General features: G+C 52.5%; 23 protein-coding genes. 9 read left to right on the top strand and 14 right to left on the bottom strand.

Translation table 11 applies throughout. The annotated features are described in order from the left end of the window. A partial coding sequence (locus tag AC0QHF_RS23065) for a hypothetical protein (RefSeq protein WP_324706601.1) occupies positions 1–210 on the top strand: 210 nt, incomplete at its 5' end. Positions 211–391: 181 nt separating this feature from the next. Here the strand turns inward: AC0QHF_RS23065 and AC0QHF_RS23060 are convergent. Continuing rightward, a complete protein-coding gene (locus tag AC0QHF_RS23060; RefSeq protein ID WP_324706600.1) occupies positions 392–829 on the bottom strand; it encodes a hypothetical protein in 438 nt (145 codons plus the stop codon). Between the two features lie 76 nt (positions 830–905). On the opposite strand from AC0QHF_RS23060, the gene petN reads away from it, so the two are divergent. The 3 genes from petN to AC0QHF_RS23045 all read left to right on the top strand — a co-directional run bounded on the left by petN (position 906) and on the right by AC0QHF_RS23045 (position 1,754). Beyond that, positions 906–995, top strand: coding sequence for a cytochrome b6-f complex subunit PetN (gene petN / locus AC0QHF_RS23055; protein ID WP_006615846.1), 90 nt, complete (start codon positions 906–908; stop codon positions 993–995). Positions 996–1,120: 125 nt separating this feature from the next. After that, positions 1,121–1,345 carry a DUF167 domain-containing protein gene (locus tag AC0QHF_RS23050; RefSeq protein WP_324706598.1) on the top strand — a complete coding sequence of 75 codons (225 nt, stop codon included), beginning with the start codon at positions 1,121–1,123 and terminating at the stop codon, positions 1,343–1,345. 178 nt (positions 1,346–1,523) lie between these two features. Further along, complete coding sequence (locus AC0QHF_RS23045) at positions 1,524–1,754, top strand: ferredoxin-thioredoxin reductase variable chain (RefSeq protein ID WP_324706605.1); 231 nt, start codon at positions 1,524–1,526, stop codon at positions 1,752–1,754. A 108-nt stretch (positions 1,755–1,862) separates the two neighbouring features. On the opposite strand, the gene AC0QHF_RS23040 is transcribed toward AC0QHF_RS23045, so the two are convergent. The 3 genes from AC0QHF_RS23040 to AC0QHF_RS23030 form a co-directional block, all read right to left on the bottom strand. Continuing rightward, positions 1,863–2,096, bottom strand: coding sequence for a hypothetical protein (locus AC0QHF_RS23040; RefSeq protein WP_324706597.1), 234 nt, complete (start codon positions 2,094–2,096; stop codon positions 1,863–1,865). Between the two features lie 52 nt (positions 2,097–2,148). After that, on the bottom strand, positions 2,149–2,949 hold the full coding sequence (locus tag AC0QHF_RS23035; protein ID WP_324706596.1) for a YdcF family protein: 801 nt from the start codon (positions 2,947–2,949) through the stop codon (positions 2,149–2,151). 115 nt (positions 2,950–3,064) lie between these two features. Continuing rightward, the gene (locus AC0QHF_RS23030) at positions 3,065–3,427 is read right to left on the bottom strand and encodes a hypothetical protein (protein WP_324706595.1); all 363 of its coding nucleotides are present in this window, start codon (positions 3,425–3,427) and stop codon (positions 3,065–3,067) included. Between the two features lie 245 nt (positions 3,428–3,672). Here AC0QHF_RS23030 and AC0QHF_RS23025 point away from each other — a divergent pair, with 245 nt between their 5' ends. Further along, positions 3,673–4,560 carry a mechanosensitive ion channel family protein gene (locus AC0QHF_RS23025; RefSeq protein ID WP_324706594.1) on the top strand — a complete coding sequence of 296 codons (888 nt, stop codon included), beginning with the start codon at positions 3,673–3,675 and terminating at the stop codon, positions 4,558–4,560. Here AC0QHF_RS23025 and AC0QHF_RS23020 read toward each other — a convergent pair. Both AC0QHF_RS23020 and AC0QHF_RS23015 read right to left on the bottom strand, forming a co-directional pair. Then, positions 4,527–5,495: a metal-dependent phosphohydrolase gene (locus AC0QHF_RS23020; protein ID WP_324706593.1), complete on the bottom strand. Its 969-nt coding sequence runs from the start codon at positions 5,493–5,495 to the stop codon at positions 4,527–4,529. The two genes, AC0QHF_RS23025 and AC0QHF_RS23020, sit on opposite strands and share 34 nt — an antisense overlap. A 551-nt stretch (positions 5,496–6,046) precedes the next feature. Next, positions 6,047–7,438 carry an ATP-binding protein gene (locus AC0QHF_RS23015; RefSeq protein ID WP_324706592.1) on the bottom strand — a complete coding sequence of 464 codons (1,392 nt, stop codon included), beginning with the start codon at positions 7,436–7,438 and terminating at the stop codon, positions 6,047–6,049. Positions 7,439–7,679: 241 nt separating this feature from the next. Between AC0QHF_RS23015 and AC0QHF_RS23010 the strand changes: the two genes are divergently transcribed. Further along, a complete protein-coding gene (locus AC0QHF_RS23010; RefSeq protein WP_324706591.1) occupies positions 7,680–9,320 on the top strand; it encodes a GTPase family protein in 1,641 nt (546 codons plus the stop codon). A gap of 45 nt (positions 9,321–9,365) precedes the next feature. Next, the gene (locus AC0QHF_RS23005) at positions 9,366–9,557 is read left to right on the top strand and encodes a hypothetical protein (RefSeq protein WP_324706590.1); all 192 of its coding nucleotides are present in this window, start codon (positions 9,366–9,368) and stop codon (positions 9,555–9,557) included. 236 nt (positions 9,558–9,793) lie between these two features. Here the strand turns inward: AC0QHF_RS23005 and AC0QHF_RS23000 are convergent, their stop codons facing one another. Then, complete coding sequence (locus AC0QHF_RS23000; RefSeq protein ID WP_375341460.1) at positions 9,794–9,958, bottom strand: type II toxin-antitoxin system HicB family antitoxin; 165 nt, start codon at positions 9,956–9,958, stop codon at positions 9,794–9,796. Positions 9,959–10,211: 253 nt separating this feature from the next. On the opposite strand from AC0QHF_RS23000, the gene AC0QHF_RS22995 reads away from it, so the two are divergent. Both AC0QHF_RS22995 and AC0QHF_RS22990 read left to right on the top strand, forming a co-directional pair. Beyond that, a complete protein-coding gene (locus AC0QHF_RS22995; protein WP_324706588.1) occupies positions 10,212–10,445 on the top strand; it encodes a hypothetical protein in 234 nt (77 codons plus the stop codon). After that, positions 10,433–10,879, top strand: a complete 447-nt coding sequence (locus AC0QHF_RS22990) for a type II toxin-antitoxin system VapC family toxin (protein ID WP_324706587.1) — start codon at positions 10,433–10,435, stop codon at positions 10,877–10,879. The genes AC0QHF_RS22995 and AC0QHF_RS22990 overlap by 13 nt, the downstream gene beginning before the upstream one ends. Positions 10,880–11,209: 330 nt before the next feature. On the opposite strand, the gene AC0QHF_RS22985 is transcribed toward AC0QHF_RS22990, so the two are convergent. The 7 genes from AC0QHF_RS22985 to grpE form a co-directional block, all read right to left on the bottom strand. Further along, complete coding sequence (locus tag AC0QHF_RS22985) at positions 11,210–11,626, bottom strand: type II toxin-antitoxin system VapC family toxin (RefSeq protein WP_324706586.1); 417 nt, start codon at positions 11,624–11,626, stop codon at positions 11,210–11,212. After that, positions 11,623–11,844, bottom strand: coding sequence for a hypothetical protein (locus AC0QHF_RS22980; RefSeq protein ID WP_324706585.1), 222 nt, complete (start codon positions 11,842–11,844; stop codon positions 11,623–11,625). The genes AC0QHF_RS22985 and AC0QHF_RS22980 overlap by 4 nt, the downstream gene beginning before the upstream one ends. A 220-nt stretch (positions 11,845–12,064) precedes the next feature. Next, the gene (gene rsgA, locus AC0QHF_RS22975; protein ID WP_324706604.1) at positions 12,065–13,183 is read right to left on the bottom strand and encodes a small ribosomal subunit biogenesis GTPase RsgA; all 1,119 of its coding nucleotides are present in this window, start codon (positions 13,181–13,183) and stop codon (positions 12,065–12,067) included. Between the two features lie 17 nt (positions 13,184–13,200). Beyond that, positions 13,201–13,455 carry a sulfurtransferase TusA family protein gene (locus tag AC0QHF_RS22970; protein WP_324706584.1) on the bottom strand — a complete coding sequence of 85 codons (255 nt, stop codon included), beginning with the start codon at positions 13,453–13,455 and terminating at the stop codon, positions 13,201–13,203. Between the two features lie 63 nt (positions 13,456–13,518). Further along, entirely contained in the window at positions 13,519–14,649 is a 1,131-nt protein-coding gene (dnaJ, locus tag AC0QHF_RS22965) for a molecular chaperone DnaJ (RefSeq protein ID WP_324706583.1), read from the bottom strand. 96 nt (positions 14,650–14,745) lie between these two features. Further along, positions 14,746–16,731, bottom strand: coding sequence for a molecular chaperone DnaK (gene dnaK / locus AC0QHF_RS22960; RefSeq protein WP_324706582.1), 1,986 nt, complete (start codon positions 16,729–16,731; stop codon positions 14,746–14,748). A 144-nt stretch (positions 16,732–16,875) separates the two neighbouring features. Further along, positions 16,876–17,640, bottom strand: a complete 765-nt coding sequence (gene grpE, locus AC0QHF_RS22955; protein ID WP_324706603.1) for a nucleotide exchange factor GrpE — start codon at positions 17,638–17,640, stop codon at positions 16,876–16,878. Positions 17,641–18,074: the final 434 nt, after the last annotated feature.

Here is an 18,074-nt window from a genome sequence, read left to right as displayed (position 1 = left end):
TCAAACCCTTATAGAAAAGCCGTTTCAGTTTCCGACTCCCTAATACCGACTGCCGAGGACCGCGCGCAGCGCTATAGTTATTCCTTGTGCCTTTTTAATGAGTTTTTCATCAAAAGTGTAGAACCTCTCGCAATCTTGACTTTGTGCCAAATGAAAAGCATCGGCAAAATCCAAACCATTTTCATGCCACAGCAGGGCTTGATGAACTAACATTGGGTTAGTTAAGTCTTACCAGTCTGGAATAGTCCATGATGTCTCACCCCCGGGAGTCGGGTTATGGCGGATCGTGGGTGTTTTTTTTGAGTTTAGCAGGATTTTCGGACAGGGTAATGCTGAGTTTGTGTAGAGTTGTCGGTGACTCATCGTGTCAGTTATAGCCCCCATCCGCCAGTTATTTTTCCGATGGAAAAGGGGCGATCCACCGCCGCCGGAGGGCAAAATCGAGGACGATCGCAGTTCCCGCAAACATCAACAGGCTTTCCGTCCCCCCCAGGACGAGTTGGGGGAGGGGTTCGCCCCGGGTGAGTCCCGCTTCCGCGATCGCGAGCCCCCGCACCAGGCCGAAGGCCAAAACCGCCCCCTGTTTGAGGTGGGAGTTGTCGTCGCGGCGGATAATATAGCGGTAGGTGGCCCCGAACAGGAAACCGCTGGCCCCGGCGATCGCACCCCGGACCGCCAGATCGAGGTCGGGGACGAGGGGGCGATCGAGGAGAAGGGAATTGACACCCAGGAGGAAAAGGGCGATCGCCGTCAGGGAAACGGCTGCGAGAATTCCGGCGCCCAGGGATTCCCGGCGCTCGGCGGGGGTAAAGTTAGAAGAAGGATTCACGATCGCTAAACTGACTCAATTTCGGGATATGATAAGGGCTGGAGCAATTTGTAACCTGTTTTTCTAATACACCGCTATGGATATTCTGTCACTCGGTTGGGTCGGCCTGTTAGTTGTCTTCACCTTCTCCATTTCGATGGTCGTCTGGGGTCGCAACGGATTTTAGAGCGACGACGACGCCGAACGCAACGGGGGGTGAAGGGTTCACCCCCTTATTTTTTCCCGGTCGGGGGAGTCCCATCCATTATCAATTGTCAATTGTCAATGATCAATTATCAATTGTGCCCGCCCATGACAATTTTGAGAGTCAAAGTCAAACCCAATTCCAAACAACAACTGATTCGAGAAGAACCCGATGGGGGGTTCACCGTCTATTTGAAATCGCCCCCGGCGGACGGGAAGGCGAACCGGGAGTTGATCGAGGTGCTGGCCAAACAGTTCGGCGTCCCCAAGTCCCGAGTTTCGATCAAGTCGGGGGCTTCGTCTCGCAACAAATTGGTCGAGTTGCCAGAGTAATTATACTGGTTGAGGAAGGGTTGCCCACCCGCGATCGCCATCTTCACACCGATCTGTGCGGCCGACCCGTTTGAGATGCGCCGATTTCATGCAAAGATAAAAAAACTGTCTGTTTTCGGGAGTGCCGATGGCAGGCACCGCTGTAGGCAACGTTGAGAAAATACGCGAGTTTGAAATTATGAAAGTCGGCGATCGTGTTCGCGTCAAACAATCCATTATCGTCTATGTCAATCCCGAACATCGCAATCAACCGTTCGATGCGAAGGGGTTGGAAGGGGAAATTCTCTCCATCAGCCAAGACTGGAAGGGGAGGCCCATCACCCCCAATCTCCCCGTTCTCGTGCAGTTTAGCAAAAAATTTAAGGCTCACTTCACGGAGGAGGAGTTAGAGGTCATTCAGGAGAGTTAAGCGGCCATCGGGCGATCGGGGTATAAAGAGACGCTGTTTTCCGATCCCCCGCCCCCTTTTGATTTTCAGAATCGGTCGATGTCCCGACGATTCTGGCGGCGGCCAAAGTTACCCTCCCCGCAGGAACCACCCCAAAATATTGAGGTCGCCCCGCATCTTCTGCAATTCTCGGCGGTGGTGGTCGGCGGTTTTGTAATACCATTGGCAATAGTCCTCAAATGCCTGACGGGATGCGACCTCTTCATGAAACTCGAGGGTGAGTTGGGTCGCTTCTAGGGCATCTAGAACTTCCGCCGAGAGTGGGTGGGCGTGCGGAAAAATATTCTCCCAGTTCGAGTGCATGATTTCGCTTTGGATGACTCGTGCAATATTCGCTCACCTTAGCACAACGGACTCAAGCCCAACCTCGGAGGCGGTAGACGAGGATGCCGATATATTCTTTCAGGGCCCGGGTGGTGCGATCGACGGCCGTGGCGTCGGGGATGAAGCGGAGGAGTCCCTCCCGCCAGTTATTTTGGATCAGGGCCACTTCTTCCTCGGAAATGAGAAAGTCCGTGGGGGCCGGGATGACGTCAATTTCGAGTTTCTGGAAAATCCGCAGCGATCGCGGCATATGGATGGCCGACGTCACCAGCAGCACGGGGTCTTCGATGTCCCGTTCCCGCAGAATTTGCCGGACGTTGACGGCGTTTTGGTAGGTGTTGAGGGAATCGGGGTCCTGGAGGATCGCCTCGTCGGGAACCCCCATTTCCCGGGCGATCGCGGCCATATCTTCGGACTCGGAGGCACCCTTTTCGCCGGCCCGCCAGACGATCCGCCCCCCGCTGAGGATCAGCCAGGGGGCCTTCCCCCGCTTGTACAGGAGAGCGCCGTGGAGGACGCGATCGCCCGCCTCCTGGACATCTACCCACGGGCGGGGGGAAATGTGGGGGCGGGTGGCCCCCCCCAACACCACGATCGCCCCGGCGTTTGGCAATTCCTGCGGCGGTATGTTTTGCCATTCGAGCGATCGCACCAAGGCCTGGGCGACTTGGGTATTTCCCGCCACCGCCATGATGATGAAACTCAAAGCGACGGGGAGGGCTGCCCAGCGGGGCGATCGCCACAGCAGCAGCAGGGCGACGAGCATCAAAAGGCAGGTGAGTCCGACGGGATAGACGAACAGGGGAAGGAGTTTGGACAGGTAGAGAAACATCGTATTCAATTGATAATTGATAATTGATAATTAATAATTGATGGCGATCGGGTTTTGACCTTTTCTTTTTTCCTCCCCACACCCCACGCCCGCACACCCCACACCCCATCCGATATTATTTGCGGGTGGAGTTGGGCCGCACGATCCACTCGACGATGGAAACCGGGCGTTTCGGGTATTGAGCCTGGGGGGCGGTTCCCGACTGGGGTTTGAGGCCGGATTTGACCAGGGCTTTGTCGAAACCAGCTTTCAGGGGAGCGATCGCGGATTGCGATCCCGGCGTTTCATCGGCTGGTGGCTGTTCTTCGATGTGCCACCACTTGACCAAATGCTGGGCGGACGCGCCGCTCAACAAGCCCATGCAGAGGCTCAAGAGTAGGGAATATCCGACCGTAAAAAAGCCTGCGGCCAGCAACAAGCCGAGGATCGATCCCGCCGCGATCGCGCCAGTAGATTGTGATTGGGGAGACTCCGACATCGAATTGTCCTCACATCAAATCGAATCCATACGCTTTTCGATCATACTCTTCCAATATCGAAAATCCGATTGATCGGCCCGGAGATAGAAGTCAAAATTACCATCAATTTGTTAAAATTGCCATAATTTTGGCTTGAAACGCAGATCTGAAGGTTCGGGGAGCATCAATTCTCAGATTCGCAATTTTTCGCATTTCATTCCTTTCGCCAAAATCAGGACTGTCCGTATCACTTGCTCAATACCTTATGAATGCCTTAGTTAACGAAATCCAATCCAGCCTCATCAATTTGGTGGGTTCGGCGGTTCAATTTGTCCCGGCGCTGGTCATCGCGCTGATCGTCTTGCTGGCGACTCGCTTCGTCGCCCATTTCGTCCAGCAAGTCTTGCACTCGACGGCGCAGCGGTTCATCCGCAACCAATCGCTGCAACTTCTTCTGATCCAAACCGGCTATGTGGCGACCTGGGCGGGGGGGGTGATCGTCGCCTGCGTGATCGCCTTTCCCGACCTGGGTTTGGGAGACATCATCGGTTTGTTAGGACTCGGCTCCGTGGCGATCGGTTTCGCCTTTCAGGATATCTTCAAAAATTTCCTGGCCGGCATTTTATTGCTGTTGCAAGAACCCTTCCAAATCGGCGATCAGATCGTCGTTCAGGATTACGAAGGGACGGTAGAAAAAATCTCGATCCGCTCCACCCAAATTCTCACCTATCAGCGGGAACGGATCGTCATGCCTAATTCCATCCTGTTCACCAGTCCGGTGCTGGTGAAGACGGCGGAAAGTCGCCGCCGCACCGATTTGGCGATCGGGGTGGACTACAACACCCCCCTGCCGATGGCGGTGGAGACGTTATCGAATGCGACGAAGGAAGTGGAGGGCGTTTTGTCGGAACCGGAGGTGGAAGTGGATGTGGTCGGCTTCGGGGACAGTTCCATCGATCTGATGGTCCGCTACTGGACGTTCCCGGAGCGGAAAGAAGTCCGCCGCGTCACCACCCGGGTGACGATCGCCCTCAAAGCGGCCTGCGATCGCGCCGACATCAACATCCCCTATCCGATCCGCACCCTCTATTTCTTCGACCAAGATCGCTACGACGACCATTATCCCGTCACCGCCAACTCCAACACCAACTGAGTGGCACTGGGGAAGGACGCATCCCGGGACGGGGACGGGACTTTCGTGCGGTGGGAGGACCTCCCGTCGCCGGAGGGTTGCGGAAGCCGATCGCGCGACTCGTTCTCGGCGGCGGTGACGTTGTGGTAAAGATTGACGATGCGATCGCGCCCCGACGGGGTAGCCTGCAAATACTCGAAAGAATCCTCGATATATTGGCGGACTACGAACTTGAAAAAGTTGGGGTATCCTGCCCGCAGATCCGCCGGGGTGCGGTAGCCGAGTTTCTGATTCGCCCCCGTCTCCTCGAATTCTTGAAATAAACCGACCGTTTTGGGTAGATAATCGGGATCGGCAAGCTGACCGATCAAGTCGGCGGCGCGAGCCAGACCGGGATAACCCCGGGTGTCATCATGTTCTCCATCGTCGGGGACGGGAAATCGGGTCAATTCGATATTTTCGCAGATCCGCCCGATGTCGAGGTGGGGCATTTCGGCGAACCGTTCCCGCACGAACTGCTGGGAGCGATCGACGTGGTAGGCGGTGAGGCTGGCGTCCGTCGCCCCCTCGGGGAGATAAATGGTTTCATCATTCCCCCGGGCGGTGGCGTACTGTCGCTCTCGCGGGCGATCGCCCCGACAAACCCCCCGGACGTAGCCGATATCGTGGCAGACGAGGGAAACCATCGCATTCAACCAATCCTCGGGCGAGATGGTTTCGGCCCCGAGGAGTTGCTTCCCCCGCAGGATATCCTGTCCGGCGCCGGTGACAAGGACGGTATGTTCGACATCGTGATAGGGGGCGTCGCTGCGGGCGATATTTTGCAGGGCGACGTTGGCGATCCAACTCGCCGTGTCGGCGTACTCGGACTTGAACGAACCGAACATTTGGTTGTAATTCTCGTGTACGGACTCGAGGCAAGCCCGGATCGAACGGGATTGATTTGGAGTGAACATGGTAACTTCTCCTTTGGCAATGGATCGCAAATTGACTGGTATTCTGGAAAAAAAAGCAATGGTGTTCGACTGACTTAATTCTAGTTTGCCCGGTTTGAGTGGGAATGGGAACCAGAAAAACTCAGAATTTTTGAGACGGTTTCCCCTCTCGTGATGTCGGCTCCGATGTCCGGAACTCCCGACCCTCATCAAACCTCATCAAACCTCGACGGTCAGCCCGCAATGCAATTGGAGTTAAGTTTACTCTACCTTAAAAAGGACGGGTTCGTGTGACGAATATCACATAATTTGACGGTCGTTTCTGAAATAATAGAGTTAAAATTTTGATCATATTGCCACTGAGAATCCGAGTGGACGCGCACGCCGTGAAGCACTCGGGGAAATATCGTGCGCTCTGAGGTCATCCGAGAGCGATCGCCTTTCCCGAACTTCCCGAAACGGCGAGTGGTGCGTCGCGGGGGTCGCGTCGGGCGCGTCGTCGCGGGGGATTTCGGTGAAATAGGGTATCTCACCCATCATTTCTTATGGACGAACTTGAAGCGATCGAATTTTTAAGAATCGCAATCTTGATTTTTAAGATATTCTTTGACGGCGGGTTGCAGGGTCAAAATTGAAGCCGAGTTTTCAATTTTCGTCTCGATCAAACTGCGCTTTCTCAACGACTGTACCGCTTTCAAATAGTCGGAGTCGGAAATCGCTTCCGGCTTGCTGGAAATTTCGGTTCTACCATTTTGATCTGCCAAGGCTAACATCACCTGTTTTTCGGTTTCCGATAATCGTAAATAATGCGCTTTTAATAAAGATTCGATATCGCCCAAAAATAAGCCGGGATAGGATAAAAATTGCCGGACGCTGCCGTTAAATAAATCGAGAATCGTCGAGGCGATAATATTCAGCCATAACGGGTTGCCGCCGTACCGCCGGATCAGTTCCGCCCACTGTTGGCTATCTTTGAGATTTCGGGTTGCCAGGAGTTCCGTTTCCGATTGATTTAAACCTTGTAAATGGAGGGTTTTGCAGTGGCGATTTTCGGTTTCCAGGGTGGCGATTTCGGTGGGCTGTTCCCAACTGAGGATCAGGAAACAACTTTGATGGGGCGATCGCCCGATTTCGTGGAGGAATTGACCGTAACTGTCATAGTCCGGGCGGTAAGTGCCGACGAATTCGCGGGGATTCAGGGTTTCTTGGAAGTCGTCGAGGACGATCAAACAGCGGTGCGATCGTAAATAATCTAATGTAGAATTTCGGGTTCTGAGGTAGTTGAGAATGGCGGAATTTTGGCTGGGTGGCGGTGGGGCGAGAAACTCGATCAAGTCGGTTTTCAGTGCGTTGAGGTTGGGGTATTTTCGATGCGATCGCCACAGGACGCGATCGAAGTTTTCTTTGATGTCTTCCACCAATTGTCTGGCGAGGGCGGTTTTGCCGATACCGGACAGTCCGGTGATGGCGACGATGCGATGATGTTCGGCGAGTATCCACTGTTTGAGGGTGGCGAGTTCGTGGGTGCGGCTGTAGAGGCGATCGTTTTCCGGTGCTTCGCTGAGATCGTGGCGGGGTTGGGATTCGGTGGCGGCGGTGGGGTGCGATCGGTTTCTAGATGCTTCGGGATAGGGACAGATTTCGCTACAGATGTTGATATTACTCAAGATTTGCGTAGATCCAGAACCAAAATTTGAGATATGGCTAAATTCGATTTGTTCGAGTATCGATTTTAGGTTGGATTTTTTGACATCTTCTCCGAATACCTCAGAGAGAAGCTTCCAGAGGTCTGCCGCAACTCTTTTCGTATGGTCTTTACTACAATGATAGTCCTCGGCTACCTGCTGGTAAGTTTGATTTTCTAACGTCCCCTCCAATATCGTCCTTTGAAGCGAGTCAAGGTGCTTTCCGGTTTTCTCAAAAACCCGTTCATCCGTCCACTTGATAACTTCCTGAATATCCATTCTGCACCAATTGAATATCACACTTCTTAAGGATTGACGCCACTTTATCACACTTCTGCTGATTTTGCCACCAAATCTCACTTTTTGCCACCGACGAAGAACTGCGAAGCCGAGAATTTCGCCACCAAATGCCACCGATTATCGCTTGCCCGAAGTCGAGTCGAGTGCCAAGATTAAATAAAGGACGATTTTAGCACTTGGCGATCGCCCATCATTTTACAATCAGAAAGGGGGTAGCTGTTTGCCACTTCCATCATGGCTCACGAAAATCATCCGATCTCCAGCCAGGTGGCTTGAAAAGGATCGACTCACCGTCGTATTTTTCGGCAAAACTGGAGTCGGCAAGAGTAGCACCCTCAACGCTCTGTTTGGGCTCAACTGGGATACCGATCCGGCGATCGCTTGTACTAAAAAGCCTCAGTTTGCCGACTTCCCCGTTGGCAGTCGTAAACAAGTTGTAACTTTTGCCCTCTATCTCCTGATCGACGATGGTTTACACCGGCTTGCATTACGACTTTTACAGTACGACCTAGATACTTTTAAGTACGCTGACTTTCCTTACCATCAACTCCGAGTTGTCGATCTGCCGGGAATTGGAGAAACTTCGGCCGCAGATCGGAAATATATGGCTTACTACAAAAAGTGGGTTGCTAAAGCCGATGTTTTGGTCTGGATCACCCAAGCGGATACGAGAGCTTATAAAAGGGACGAGATATTTTTAAAGAAATTAAAACCATTCTTTAAATCATCTCTATCTCTGATATTAGCCCTCAATAAAATTGATTGCTTGGAAGTGTATGAAGGACAAAAAGGGTTTGACATTGACAAACGACAACCTTCGCCAGACCAATTGAAGCTCATCCCCGAAAAAATAGATGACATTTACGGAATCTTCCAAAATGCGCTAGATGGTGCGATCGTTTTTGAGAAAAGTCAAATTGTCCCCTACACATCCTTTTACAGTTGGGGATTAGAAAGTCTGAGAACCAAAATATTAGCAAGGAGTTCAAAAATCATGAAATCTTTCCTGAATAAATTTGGAATTGGCTCCGCAAAACCTCCCGAAATACCTCTCCGGCTAGTGGTGGGTTTAAACCAAGTTGACAAAATCACCCCTGATGGATGGAATGAAAAGTTAAATAAACCTGAAAAAGAAGCAAAAAATGAGATTGAACGTCGGTGCAAAGATGTGATCAAAAAGCTAACCAAAGAAGCTGAAATAAACGATACAAATTTGGAATATTACTCCGCTTTAAAACGATATCGTTTGATCAATTTGCTCAATAAAATCATTCAAAATGCTTATGTCGGATTCAAGCTTGGGAATATCAATCCCAAAGATCCATTTGAATTGGCAGATCCAGAAGCAAAAAAATATGCCGATGAACAACGAAAGGAAATGGAAAAGAGTTCTGATCAAAAAGTTTCTTCTGAAAATCAGATCTTGAAGCAACTTGAAGAAATTATTTCAAAGGATGAGTTGAATCGACTCACAAGCAAGCTGCAACAGGAAGCTGAATTGCCTCCCAAGGTGGCAGTAATTGGACAATCTGGGGTTGGTAAAACAACAACCATTAATAATCTCTTTAATGCCGATCTAAAAACAAGTCCCACAACTGTCGGTACGACGCAACCACAAACCAAGGAATTTACACTCTCAACAGGCGGAACCTTAACCGTCATCGATCTGCCTGGATATGGACGCAGCGAAAAGGAAGATCAAGAGTACGACAAAATTTATCAAGATATCATCCCTTCCTGCGACTTAATTTTACTTGTTTTACAAGCCGATGCAAAAGATTTTGCAGATGATATTGAGATGATCCAGAAAATCAAAAAATGGTTGCAGGATTGTCCAACTCCAAAAAGAGAAACAAATTAAATTATCCATAAAAAATTGTAAACTTTCAAACCGAAGGATGTTGACATGGCTTTAAGTGAAGAACAAAAACAAGAGATTCGTCAGTTTTTAGAAGAAGAACGGGAGCAAGAGCGTAAAAAAATTTTAAAATCTGTAGAGAGTTTTAGAATCTATCTCGATACTGTAGTCAAAATTTGTATTGCCGTAAAAGAAATAGCGCTACTGTTAAATTATTTTTGGGGATTATTTTTTGTTTAATTCAACTAATATTATACTGATCGCCCCTTAATATTGAGAAACCTGGTTTCTTCCAAAAACTTAGGTGAGGACTCAAAGATTCTCCTAGAAACCCGGTTTCTTGCCACTTCTCAAAATGCGATCGCACCCTTGATATTGAGAAACCGGGTTTCTCAAACCATCTCGGTGAGGACGCAAAGATTCTCCTAGAAACCCGGTTTCTTGTCACTTTCCAAAGTGCGATCGCATTGCTGAGATTAGAAACAAAAACGACGCTCAATTTCCGACGAATCAGCCATCTCCAAAAAAAGCGCGATCGCTTCCATTAAATTCGATCGCGCTTCTTCCACCGTATCACCTTGACTCGCCAGATCGAGTTCCGGACATAAAGAAACATATCCGTCACCTTCTCTCTCAATCATTGCGGTTAGCTGTCGAGTTGTTTTCATTTGCCGTAAATGAACTGGGAATATTAATGACATCTCAAGTTTAACAAATCTTGTCGCGATCGCACCCTTGATATTGAGAAACCGGGTTTCTCAAACCATCTCGGTGAGGACGCAAAGATTCTCATAGAAACCCGGTTTCTTGCCACCTTCTAAAAGTGCGATCGCATCTCTCCCCGCTTCATGCTACAATCAAATAGATATAAACAGCGGAATCACAAATTATCCGATGAATCAAAATACTCTTTCATTTCAAGATGTCATTCGACAAATAGACCGCATGAGTCTCGATGAACAGTTGGAACTCATCGCTTATATCGCAGGGAAAATAAAGCAACACAAATCAACCTCCAAACAAAAAAAATCTTTGAAAAGTATGATCGGCACGGGAAAAGGTTGTTTTGAAACCCCAAAAGAAGCCGATCGCTTTATTCGTAAGGAGCGAGATAAATGGCAATTTTAGAAGTGATTGCCGGAAGCAGAGTCTACTTAGATACCAATATTTTTATTTATGCCTTGGAGGGATATGTTCAATTTCAAACGGAATTAAATGTGTTGTTTGATGCTTTTGATGATGGGACTCTTAAAGCCATTACTAGCGAACTAACCTTGGCAGAAGTTTTGGTCAAACCGTTCCTCGATAATAATATTGAGGTTTGTTCGGCTTATGAAAATGCTATTCAAAATTCACCCCTACTTGAAGTCGTGCCAATTCATCGAGAAATCTTGAGAGAATCTGCTCGATTAAGAAGTATTACCAATCTGAAACTGCCAGATGCGATTCACGCATCAACTGCAATTTTAAATGGATGTGAAACTTTTATAACTAACGATAAACGCTTGGAAATTGTTTCTGGAATTAATGTTGTTATCTTATCAGATTTTTTATCCGCTTAACTAACCACATAAAATAGTTATAAATGATGAGAAAATTAGAATCAATGACAACAAACTCTTCTGATTATCTAGAGTTTAGCAGAGAAACCCGGTTTCTTGCCACCTTCTAAAAGTGCGATCGCCCCTTAATATTGAGAAACCGGGTTTCTAACACCATCTCGGTGAAGACGCAAAGATTCTAATAGAAACCCGGTTTCTTGCCACTTTCCAAAGTGCGATCGCCCCTTAATATTGAGAAACCGGGTTTCTTAGCAAAATTTGGGTGAAGATAGGTAGATTCTCATAGAAACCCGGTTTCTTGCCACTTTCCAAAGTGCGATCGCTCTTTCATCAAAACCAGTTTTCCACTGCCAGATCTAAAAAATTTCGATAATCTGATACGTTATTCGTGACCAAAATTAAATTTTTGACTTTGGCAACAGCAGCAATTTGACCGTCCGGGAAAGAAGGTGTCTGTCCAATACTCGTCAATCTCGCTCTTTCAATCCCGTGCCAAGTTGCAGCCTCCACATCGTCAGGCAGAATTGGAATAGTCGGACGAACGATCTGATTCAAATACCTTTCTAAAAACCTGCGTCTCCGAGAATCCGGAAGGCGCGAATACCCAAAAAGAAGTTCCTGCCACACAGTTGTTGATGTGGCGACTTCTCCTTCGTGTTGTTCGAGCATTGCCATCACATTTGGGTGCGGATTTTTGCGTGTCGGTTCCGAGAGAATATTGGTATCTAATAAAAATCGTAAACTCATAAAGTCACTTCTCGACCCGGCGATGAATCCCGCACTCCCTCAAAAACATCTGGTTCGATCCAGATGTCCTCAGACTCAAGTTCTTGTCGAAAAGACTGAAGACGTTGCCAAAACCCTCCCCCCGTCTCAATCGATAAGCTAATTTCTTGACCATCCGGAATATCTAGATCTTCAAATATTTCGATGGTTCGACCTTTTTTGATCCCCTTAACTTGCATGAAATATCATCCTTTATGATAAAATTAATCGCTTTCTTTAAATTGTAGCATACTCGTCCAAAATCTCCATCGACTCGACGAACCCCTCATGATTATTCAATCGCCCCTTGATATTGAGAAACCGGGTTTCTTCACAAAACTTAGGTGAGGATAGAAAGATTCTCATAGAAACCCGGTTTCTTGTCACTTTCCGAAATGCGATCGCCCAAACTTGAACAACCTAAACTTCGTCCAATTCCTCGCACAATTGTTGCAAATTTTGATGTTGCAGGCGCCGGGAAGAACGGCGGTATTTTTTCGTCTGCAATTTCGGTTCGTACTGCTTTTTCCCCCCCGATTTGCTCTTAGATTTCAGGGTCGATTCCGCATCCCGCTGGTGTTGTGCCGCTTCCCAGGAGGCGATCGCTTCCTCCAAAAATTGCAAGTAAATGGGATAGCGTTCCCAGTCGCCGCGGACGGCACAGTTGGGCTCGTCCCGGTGCAAACAGTCCGCAAATTGACACGAGTTTTCCGAGAGGCGATCGCGGATTTCGGGAAAATAATTGGCGAGTTCGTGGGGTTCGCATTCGAGTCCGGGTTGGTTGAATCCCGGCGTGTCGGCGAGTAACCCCCCGGTGGGCAAATCGAACAGTTCGACGTGGCGGGTGGTGTGGCGTCCCCGCCCCAATTTCCCGGAAACGGCCCCCACCCGCAGGTGGGAGTCGGGAATCAAACGATTGATCAGACTGGATTTCCCCACCCCGGAGGGGCCGGAAATGGCGGTGGTTTTCCCTTGCAGGCGGCCGAGGAGGGAGTCGGGGCGGACAGCCGAGGAATCCTGGAAGCGTGAAGCCTCGATCGCTCCGTCCTCCGTAACGGCGTATTCTGCGCCCTCGTAGACGCTGATCAGCAGCGGGCAGTACCCCCACCCCAACAGGCGATCGCGCCACGCTAACAGGCCTTCGGGGGGCAGCAGGTCGCATTTATTGAAGCACAGACAGACCTCCAGCCCCGTCGATTCCGCCTTCAGCAAAAATCGGCTCAGGGCGATGGGGTCGGGGTCCGGTTCGGCCACCGCAAATACTAGCAAGAGTTGGTCGGCGTTGGCGATGGGGGGGCGGTCCAGTTCCGTCCGGCGGGGCAGCACTTCGGCGATCGCGCCCCGGCCCCCCTGCCAGTCCGGTTCTTCCACCACCACGCGATCGCCCACCATCACCTTCTGGCCGACCTTTTTCAACCGGGCGCGGCAGGTACACAGCAGGGTATCCGGCCGGTCTTCCCCGGCCTCGGAATCGAGGTGAACCTCGTAAAAATTGGCTTGGCCGGAAACGACCGTCCCCGGCACGCGATCGGGTTCCATTCTCAGAACCCCGGCACTCATGATTTTTCCGCCGGACGGCGCACCCGAACCGCGAAAAACCCCGATCGCTCCTCCATCGCCTCGATCGCGTAGCCTTCCATCACCAAACTGTCCGGCACCTGCTCGATGGGTTCCCCCGCATCCAGCCACACCTCCAGGACTTCTCCCGCTCCCATCTGTTGCAGGCGCAATTTCGTCCGCACGAAGTTGATCGGACAGGGAGTCCCCCGCAGGTCTAGAGTTTGGGCGTTCGATGCTGCTGAATCAGTCATACACAGTATTCAAATCGGGCAGAAATCGGGGCAATTCGAGAACTGCCCCGGTCGAAATGGGGTTTATTTCTGAAACAGATTGCCGAGGAACCCTTCGAGTCCCCCCTTTCCGGTACGTTCCCCCTTGATTTGCGCCAACTGCTCGAGCAGTTCCCGCTCCTCGGTCGTGATTCGGGTGGGGATGTCGATCAAAATCGTGATCAGATGGTCGCCCCGACTGACCGGATTTCCCAACCGGGGGACCCCCTCATTTTCCAGGGTCAGCACCGTGTTGGGCTGGGTGCCCGGCGGGATGGTGAGGGTGGTGGTGCCCTTGACAGTTTCCACCTCCAACGTGCAGCCCAAAATCGCCTGTAAGTAGGAGATTTTCACGTCGGAGAGGATGTTGATCCCCTCCCGCTGGAAGTGGGGGTCCGGGGCGACGGAGAGGAAGACGTACAGATCCCCCGGCGGGCCGCCGCGCTTGCCGGCGTCGCCCTCGTTGGAAACCCGCAGGCGGGTGCCGTTATCGACGCCGGCGGGGATGGTAATTTTGAGCTTTTTCTTGACCTCTTTGAGGCCCTGTCCCCCGCAAGTCGCGCATTTTTCCTCGATCATCTGCCCCGTGCCGTTGCAGGTGGGGCAGACGGAAACCTGGGTGAAACTGCCGAAGGGGGTGCGGGTGGCGCGGCGAACCTGGCCGCTGCCCCCGCAGGTCGAGCAAGTTCTGGGGAGGGTTCCGGGTTTGGCGCCGCTGCCGTTGCAGGTTTCGCAACTTTCCAGGTGGCGGATGAGGATGTCTTTATCGCCGCCGAAGATAGCCTCTTTGAAGTCCAACCGCAGGTCGAGGCGCAAATCGTCTCCCCGGGTCGGTCCGCTTCGCCGCCGCCCCGTCTGAGGACCGCCCATTCCCCCGGCAAATCCGCTGAAAAAGCTTTCAAAGATATCGGCAAAACTGTCGCTGAAGTCCTGATTGAAGCCCGCCGCGCCGGCCCCCGACACGCCGGCTTCGCCGAAGCGGTCGTAGCGGGCGCGGACCTCCGGTTCGGAAAGCACTTCGTAGGCGCGGTTGATCTCCTTGAAGCGTTCTTCGGCACCCGGTTCTTTGTTGACGTCGGGGTGGTACTTGCGAGCTAGGCGACGGTAGGCCCGTTTGATTTCTTCTTTGTCTGCGTCGCGGGAGACACCGAGTATTTCATAGTAATCGCCTGCCATAAAGCTGTTTTTCTAGAATTTAATGACTAAAACTACACAAAAAAGGCGCGGTTGACATTCTCACCGTTGCGGCCGGGGGCTCGACGGGAGATGAATTTAGCCCGTCAATGAGCTATCGGGACTCTGACTCGAAGACGGTTTTTGGGCTTCGGAGTCAGCCGCCGAGCCATTGACGGTTTCGGAGTCGATGTCGCCGTCGGCGACTTCACCTTCCTCCGAGTCTAGCATCTGAGCGACTCCCGCCGCCGGGGTGGTTTCCTCCCGATTCTGGCCGGCTTGCTCGTAAACGGCGGAACCGAGACTGTAGAGCAGATCTTGGAAAGCGTCAACTTGGCGTTGCATCTCCTCAAAGGTGATTTTCGGGTCGCTGAGTGCTTTCTTCAATGCCGCCACTTCCTCCCGGGTGCGCTGTTTGAGGTCGTCGCCGATGTATTGGGGGTTGCTCTTCAACGTCATCTTACAATTATAGAATAGGGTTTCCGCCTGGTTTTTGAGTTCGGCCACCTGTTTGTAAGCCTCGTCTTCCTCCGCATAAACCTCGGCTTCCTGGCGCATCCGCTCAATTTCGGCTTCGCTCAACCCGCCGGTGTTGGTGATCTGGATGCTCTGTTCCCGGCCGGTGCCGCGATCGATAGCCGAGACTTTCAGGATGCCGTTGGCGTCGATGTCGAAGGAGACTTCGATTTGGGGGACGCCGCGCTTGGCGGGGGGGATGCCGGTGAGGAGGAATTTCCCCAAACTCTTGTTGTTTTTGGCCATCGCCCGCTCCCCCTGGAGGACGTGGATTTCGACGGAGGTTTGGCCGTCAACGGCGGTGGAGAACATTTGGGAGCGGCTGGTGGGGATGGTGGTGTTGCGCTCGATGATTTTGGTGAGGACGCCGCCGAGGGTTTCCAAGCCCAGGGAGAGGGGGGTGACGTCGAGGAGGAGCAGGTCTTTGACCTCTCCCCCCAGGACGCCGGCCTGGATGGCCGCGCCGAGGGCTACGGCTTCGTCGGGGTTCACAGAGCGGTCTGGGGCGCGATCGCCGAAATGCTTGCTGATCGCCTCCTGGACGGCCGGGATGCGGGTCGAACCGCCCACCAAAATGATCCGCTTGATGTCGTCGGGTCCCAAGCTGGCATCTTTGAGGGCCTGGGACACCGGGTCGATGGTGCCCTGCACCAGGTCGGCTACCAGGGTTTCAAATTCCGGGCGGCTCAGTTCCAGTTCCAGGTGTTTGGGTCCGGAGTCGTCGGCGGTGATGAAGGGGAGGTTGATCGCCGTTTTGGAGCGACTCGACAGTTCGATTTTGGCCTTTTCGGCGGCTTCCCGCATCCGCTGCAGGGCCATCTTGTCGCCGGAGAGGTCGATGCCCTCCCGGTTTTTAAAGGTTTCGACCATCCACAGGACGAGGGCGTTGTCGAAGTCGTCCCCGCCGAGGTGGTTGTTTCCGGCGGTGGCTTTGACTTCAAAAATTCCGTCCCCGAGTTGGAGGATGGAAACGTCGAAGGTGCCTCCCCCCAAGTCAAATACCAGAATCGTCTGGTCCTGGTCTTGTTTGTCCAGGCCGTAGGAGAGGGCGGCGGCGGTGGGTTCGTTGATGATGCGGAGGACGTTGAGTCCGGCGATGGTGCCGGCGTCTTTGGTGGCCTGTCGCTGGGCGTCGGTGAAGTAGGCGGGGACGGTGATCACGGCTTGATCGACCGCTTCTCCCAGGTAGGCTTCGGCGTCTTCCTTGAGTTTTTGCAGCACCATCGCCGAGATTTCTTGGGGGGTGTAAACCTGGTCACGAATTTTGACATCGACGGTGTTATCTTTGCCGGGGACGCAGTTGTAAGGAACGCGCGATCGCTCCACTTCCGTGTCTTCCCAGCGCCGGCCGATAAATCGTTTGATACTGAAAACCGTATTTTCGGCGTTCGTGACCGCCTGCCGTTTTCCCAGTTGGCCCACCAGGCGATCGCCATACTTGCCGAACCCGACGATGCTGGGCGTGGTGCGCCCGCCTTCGGAATTTGAAATAACGACGGGTTTCCCGCCCTCCAAAACGGCGACACAACTGTTGGTGGTACCCAAGTCGATGCCAATGACTTTTCCCATAGCGCCTCGGCGATGAAGGTTTGCAGTGAACGGGTGGCCGAGCGCTCCGGATTGGACGGACTGCCCGACCGAGTTTGAAGATCGAGATGCGGTCGGGGCAATCCCGCGCCCCGCGCCGCGGCGGTTCCTGAGGGGGGGTCGAACCTATTCTTGAGGCTCCTCCGCCGGGGGTTCCTCTTCCGTGGCCGGACTCGTGAATTCCGGCTCGATCGCCACTTTGACCATGGCGTGGCGCAACACGCGATCGCCGAGCATATAACCCCGCATCAGTTCTTCGATCACCGTCCCCTCCTCGTGGTCGGCGCTGGCCTCCCGCATCACCGCCTCGTGCAAGTTCGGGTCGAACGGCTCGCCCTCGGGCCGCATCGGGGAGACCCCGAGTTGCTTGAGGCAGTCCACCATCTGCTTGTAGACCCCCTGATAGCTCTTGTGGATGTTCATTTCGCCGTCATTTTGGGGTTTGATCTGGGACCGGGCCCGCTCGAAATTGTCGATCACCGGCAAAAGCTGCTGGATGGTGGCACATTTGACCTGCAAATCCAGATCTTCTTTTTCCTTCTGAGTCCGCTTGCGGAAATTCTCGAAATCCGCTGCGAGCCGCCGATATTGGCCGCTGATATCCTCGATTTGAGCCTTGAGAGACTCGTTGGTTTGGGTCATCGCCAGCAACTCCTCGTTGAGCCGTGCGCTCAGATCTTCGGCCACTTCGGCTGCCGCCGGCTCGGTTTCGCCCGCGGCCGGCTCGGTTTCGCCCGCGGCCGGCTCCGCCGGAGACTCGGGTGGGGTCGGGGTGGATGCGGAATTCGCGGGTTCCGGGTCGGATGGGGCTGCACCCGCAGATTCGGTTTTCTCCTCCGGTCTGTCAGTCATTGGATCGGATACCATATCGTGTTGCTTGTTCTCGTCCATCATAGAAAACTGAGCGACGGAATTCGTCCGCCAACGGCGTCGCGAAAAACCCCGCTCTCCCTAAAAGTGCATTCAGTATTCTTTAGAAATTTTAATCAAAATCCTATCTTAGATCACTGCTTCCGAGATTTGTAAAGGGTATCATCGGAACAGAAGCGAACTCTCGGCCGGTGTCGGTTGGCGGGAACTGGAACGGACGCCCGGATCGCCCGAGACGGCAACCCTCAAAGCTCAAACCCTCCCGAAGACTCGATCGGAACCGGTTTGGGGGCGATCGACCCCGGATCGCATTCTCCCATCCGGATCGCTCTTTCACCTAGCGTAGCGGCAGCTTAGGGCGAAAGCCCCGCGTCTTTAGACCGGGGTGAGCTTACATATCACAATTGCAGCAAGTTCCGCTTTCGGACTCTCCTGGAATGATGTTTTTTAAAATT

The organism is Lyngbya sp. CCY1209 (assembly GCF_055795065.1).
This window is presented reverse-complemented; position numbering and strand designations above follow the sequence as displayed.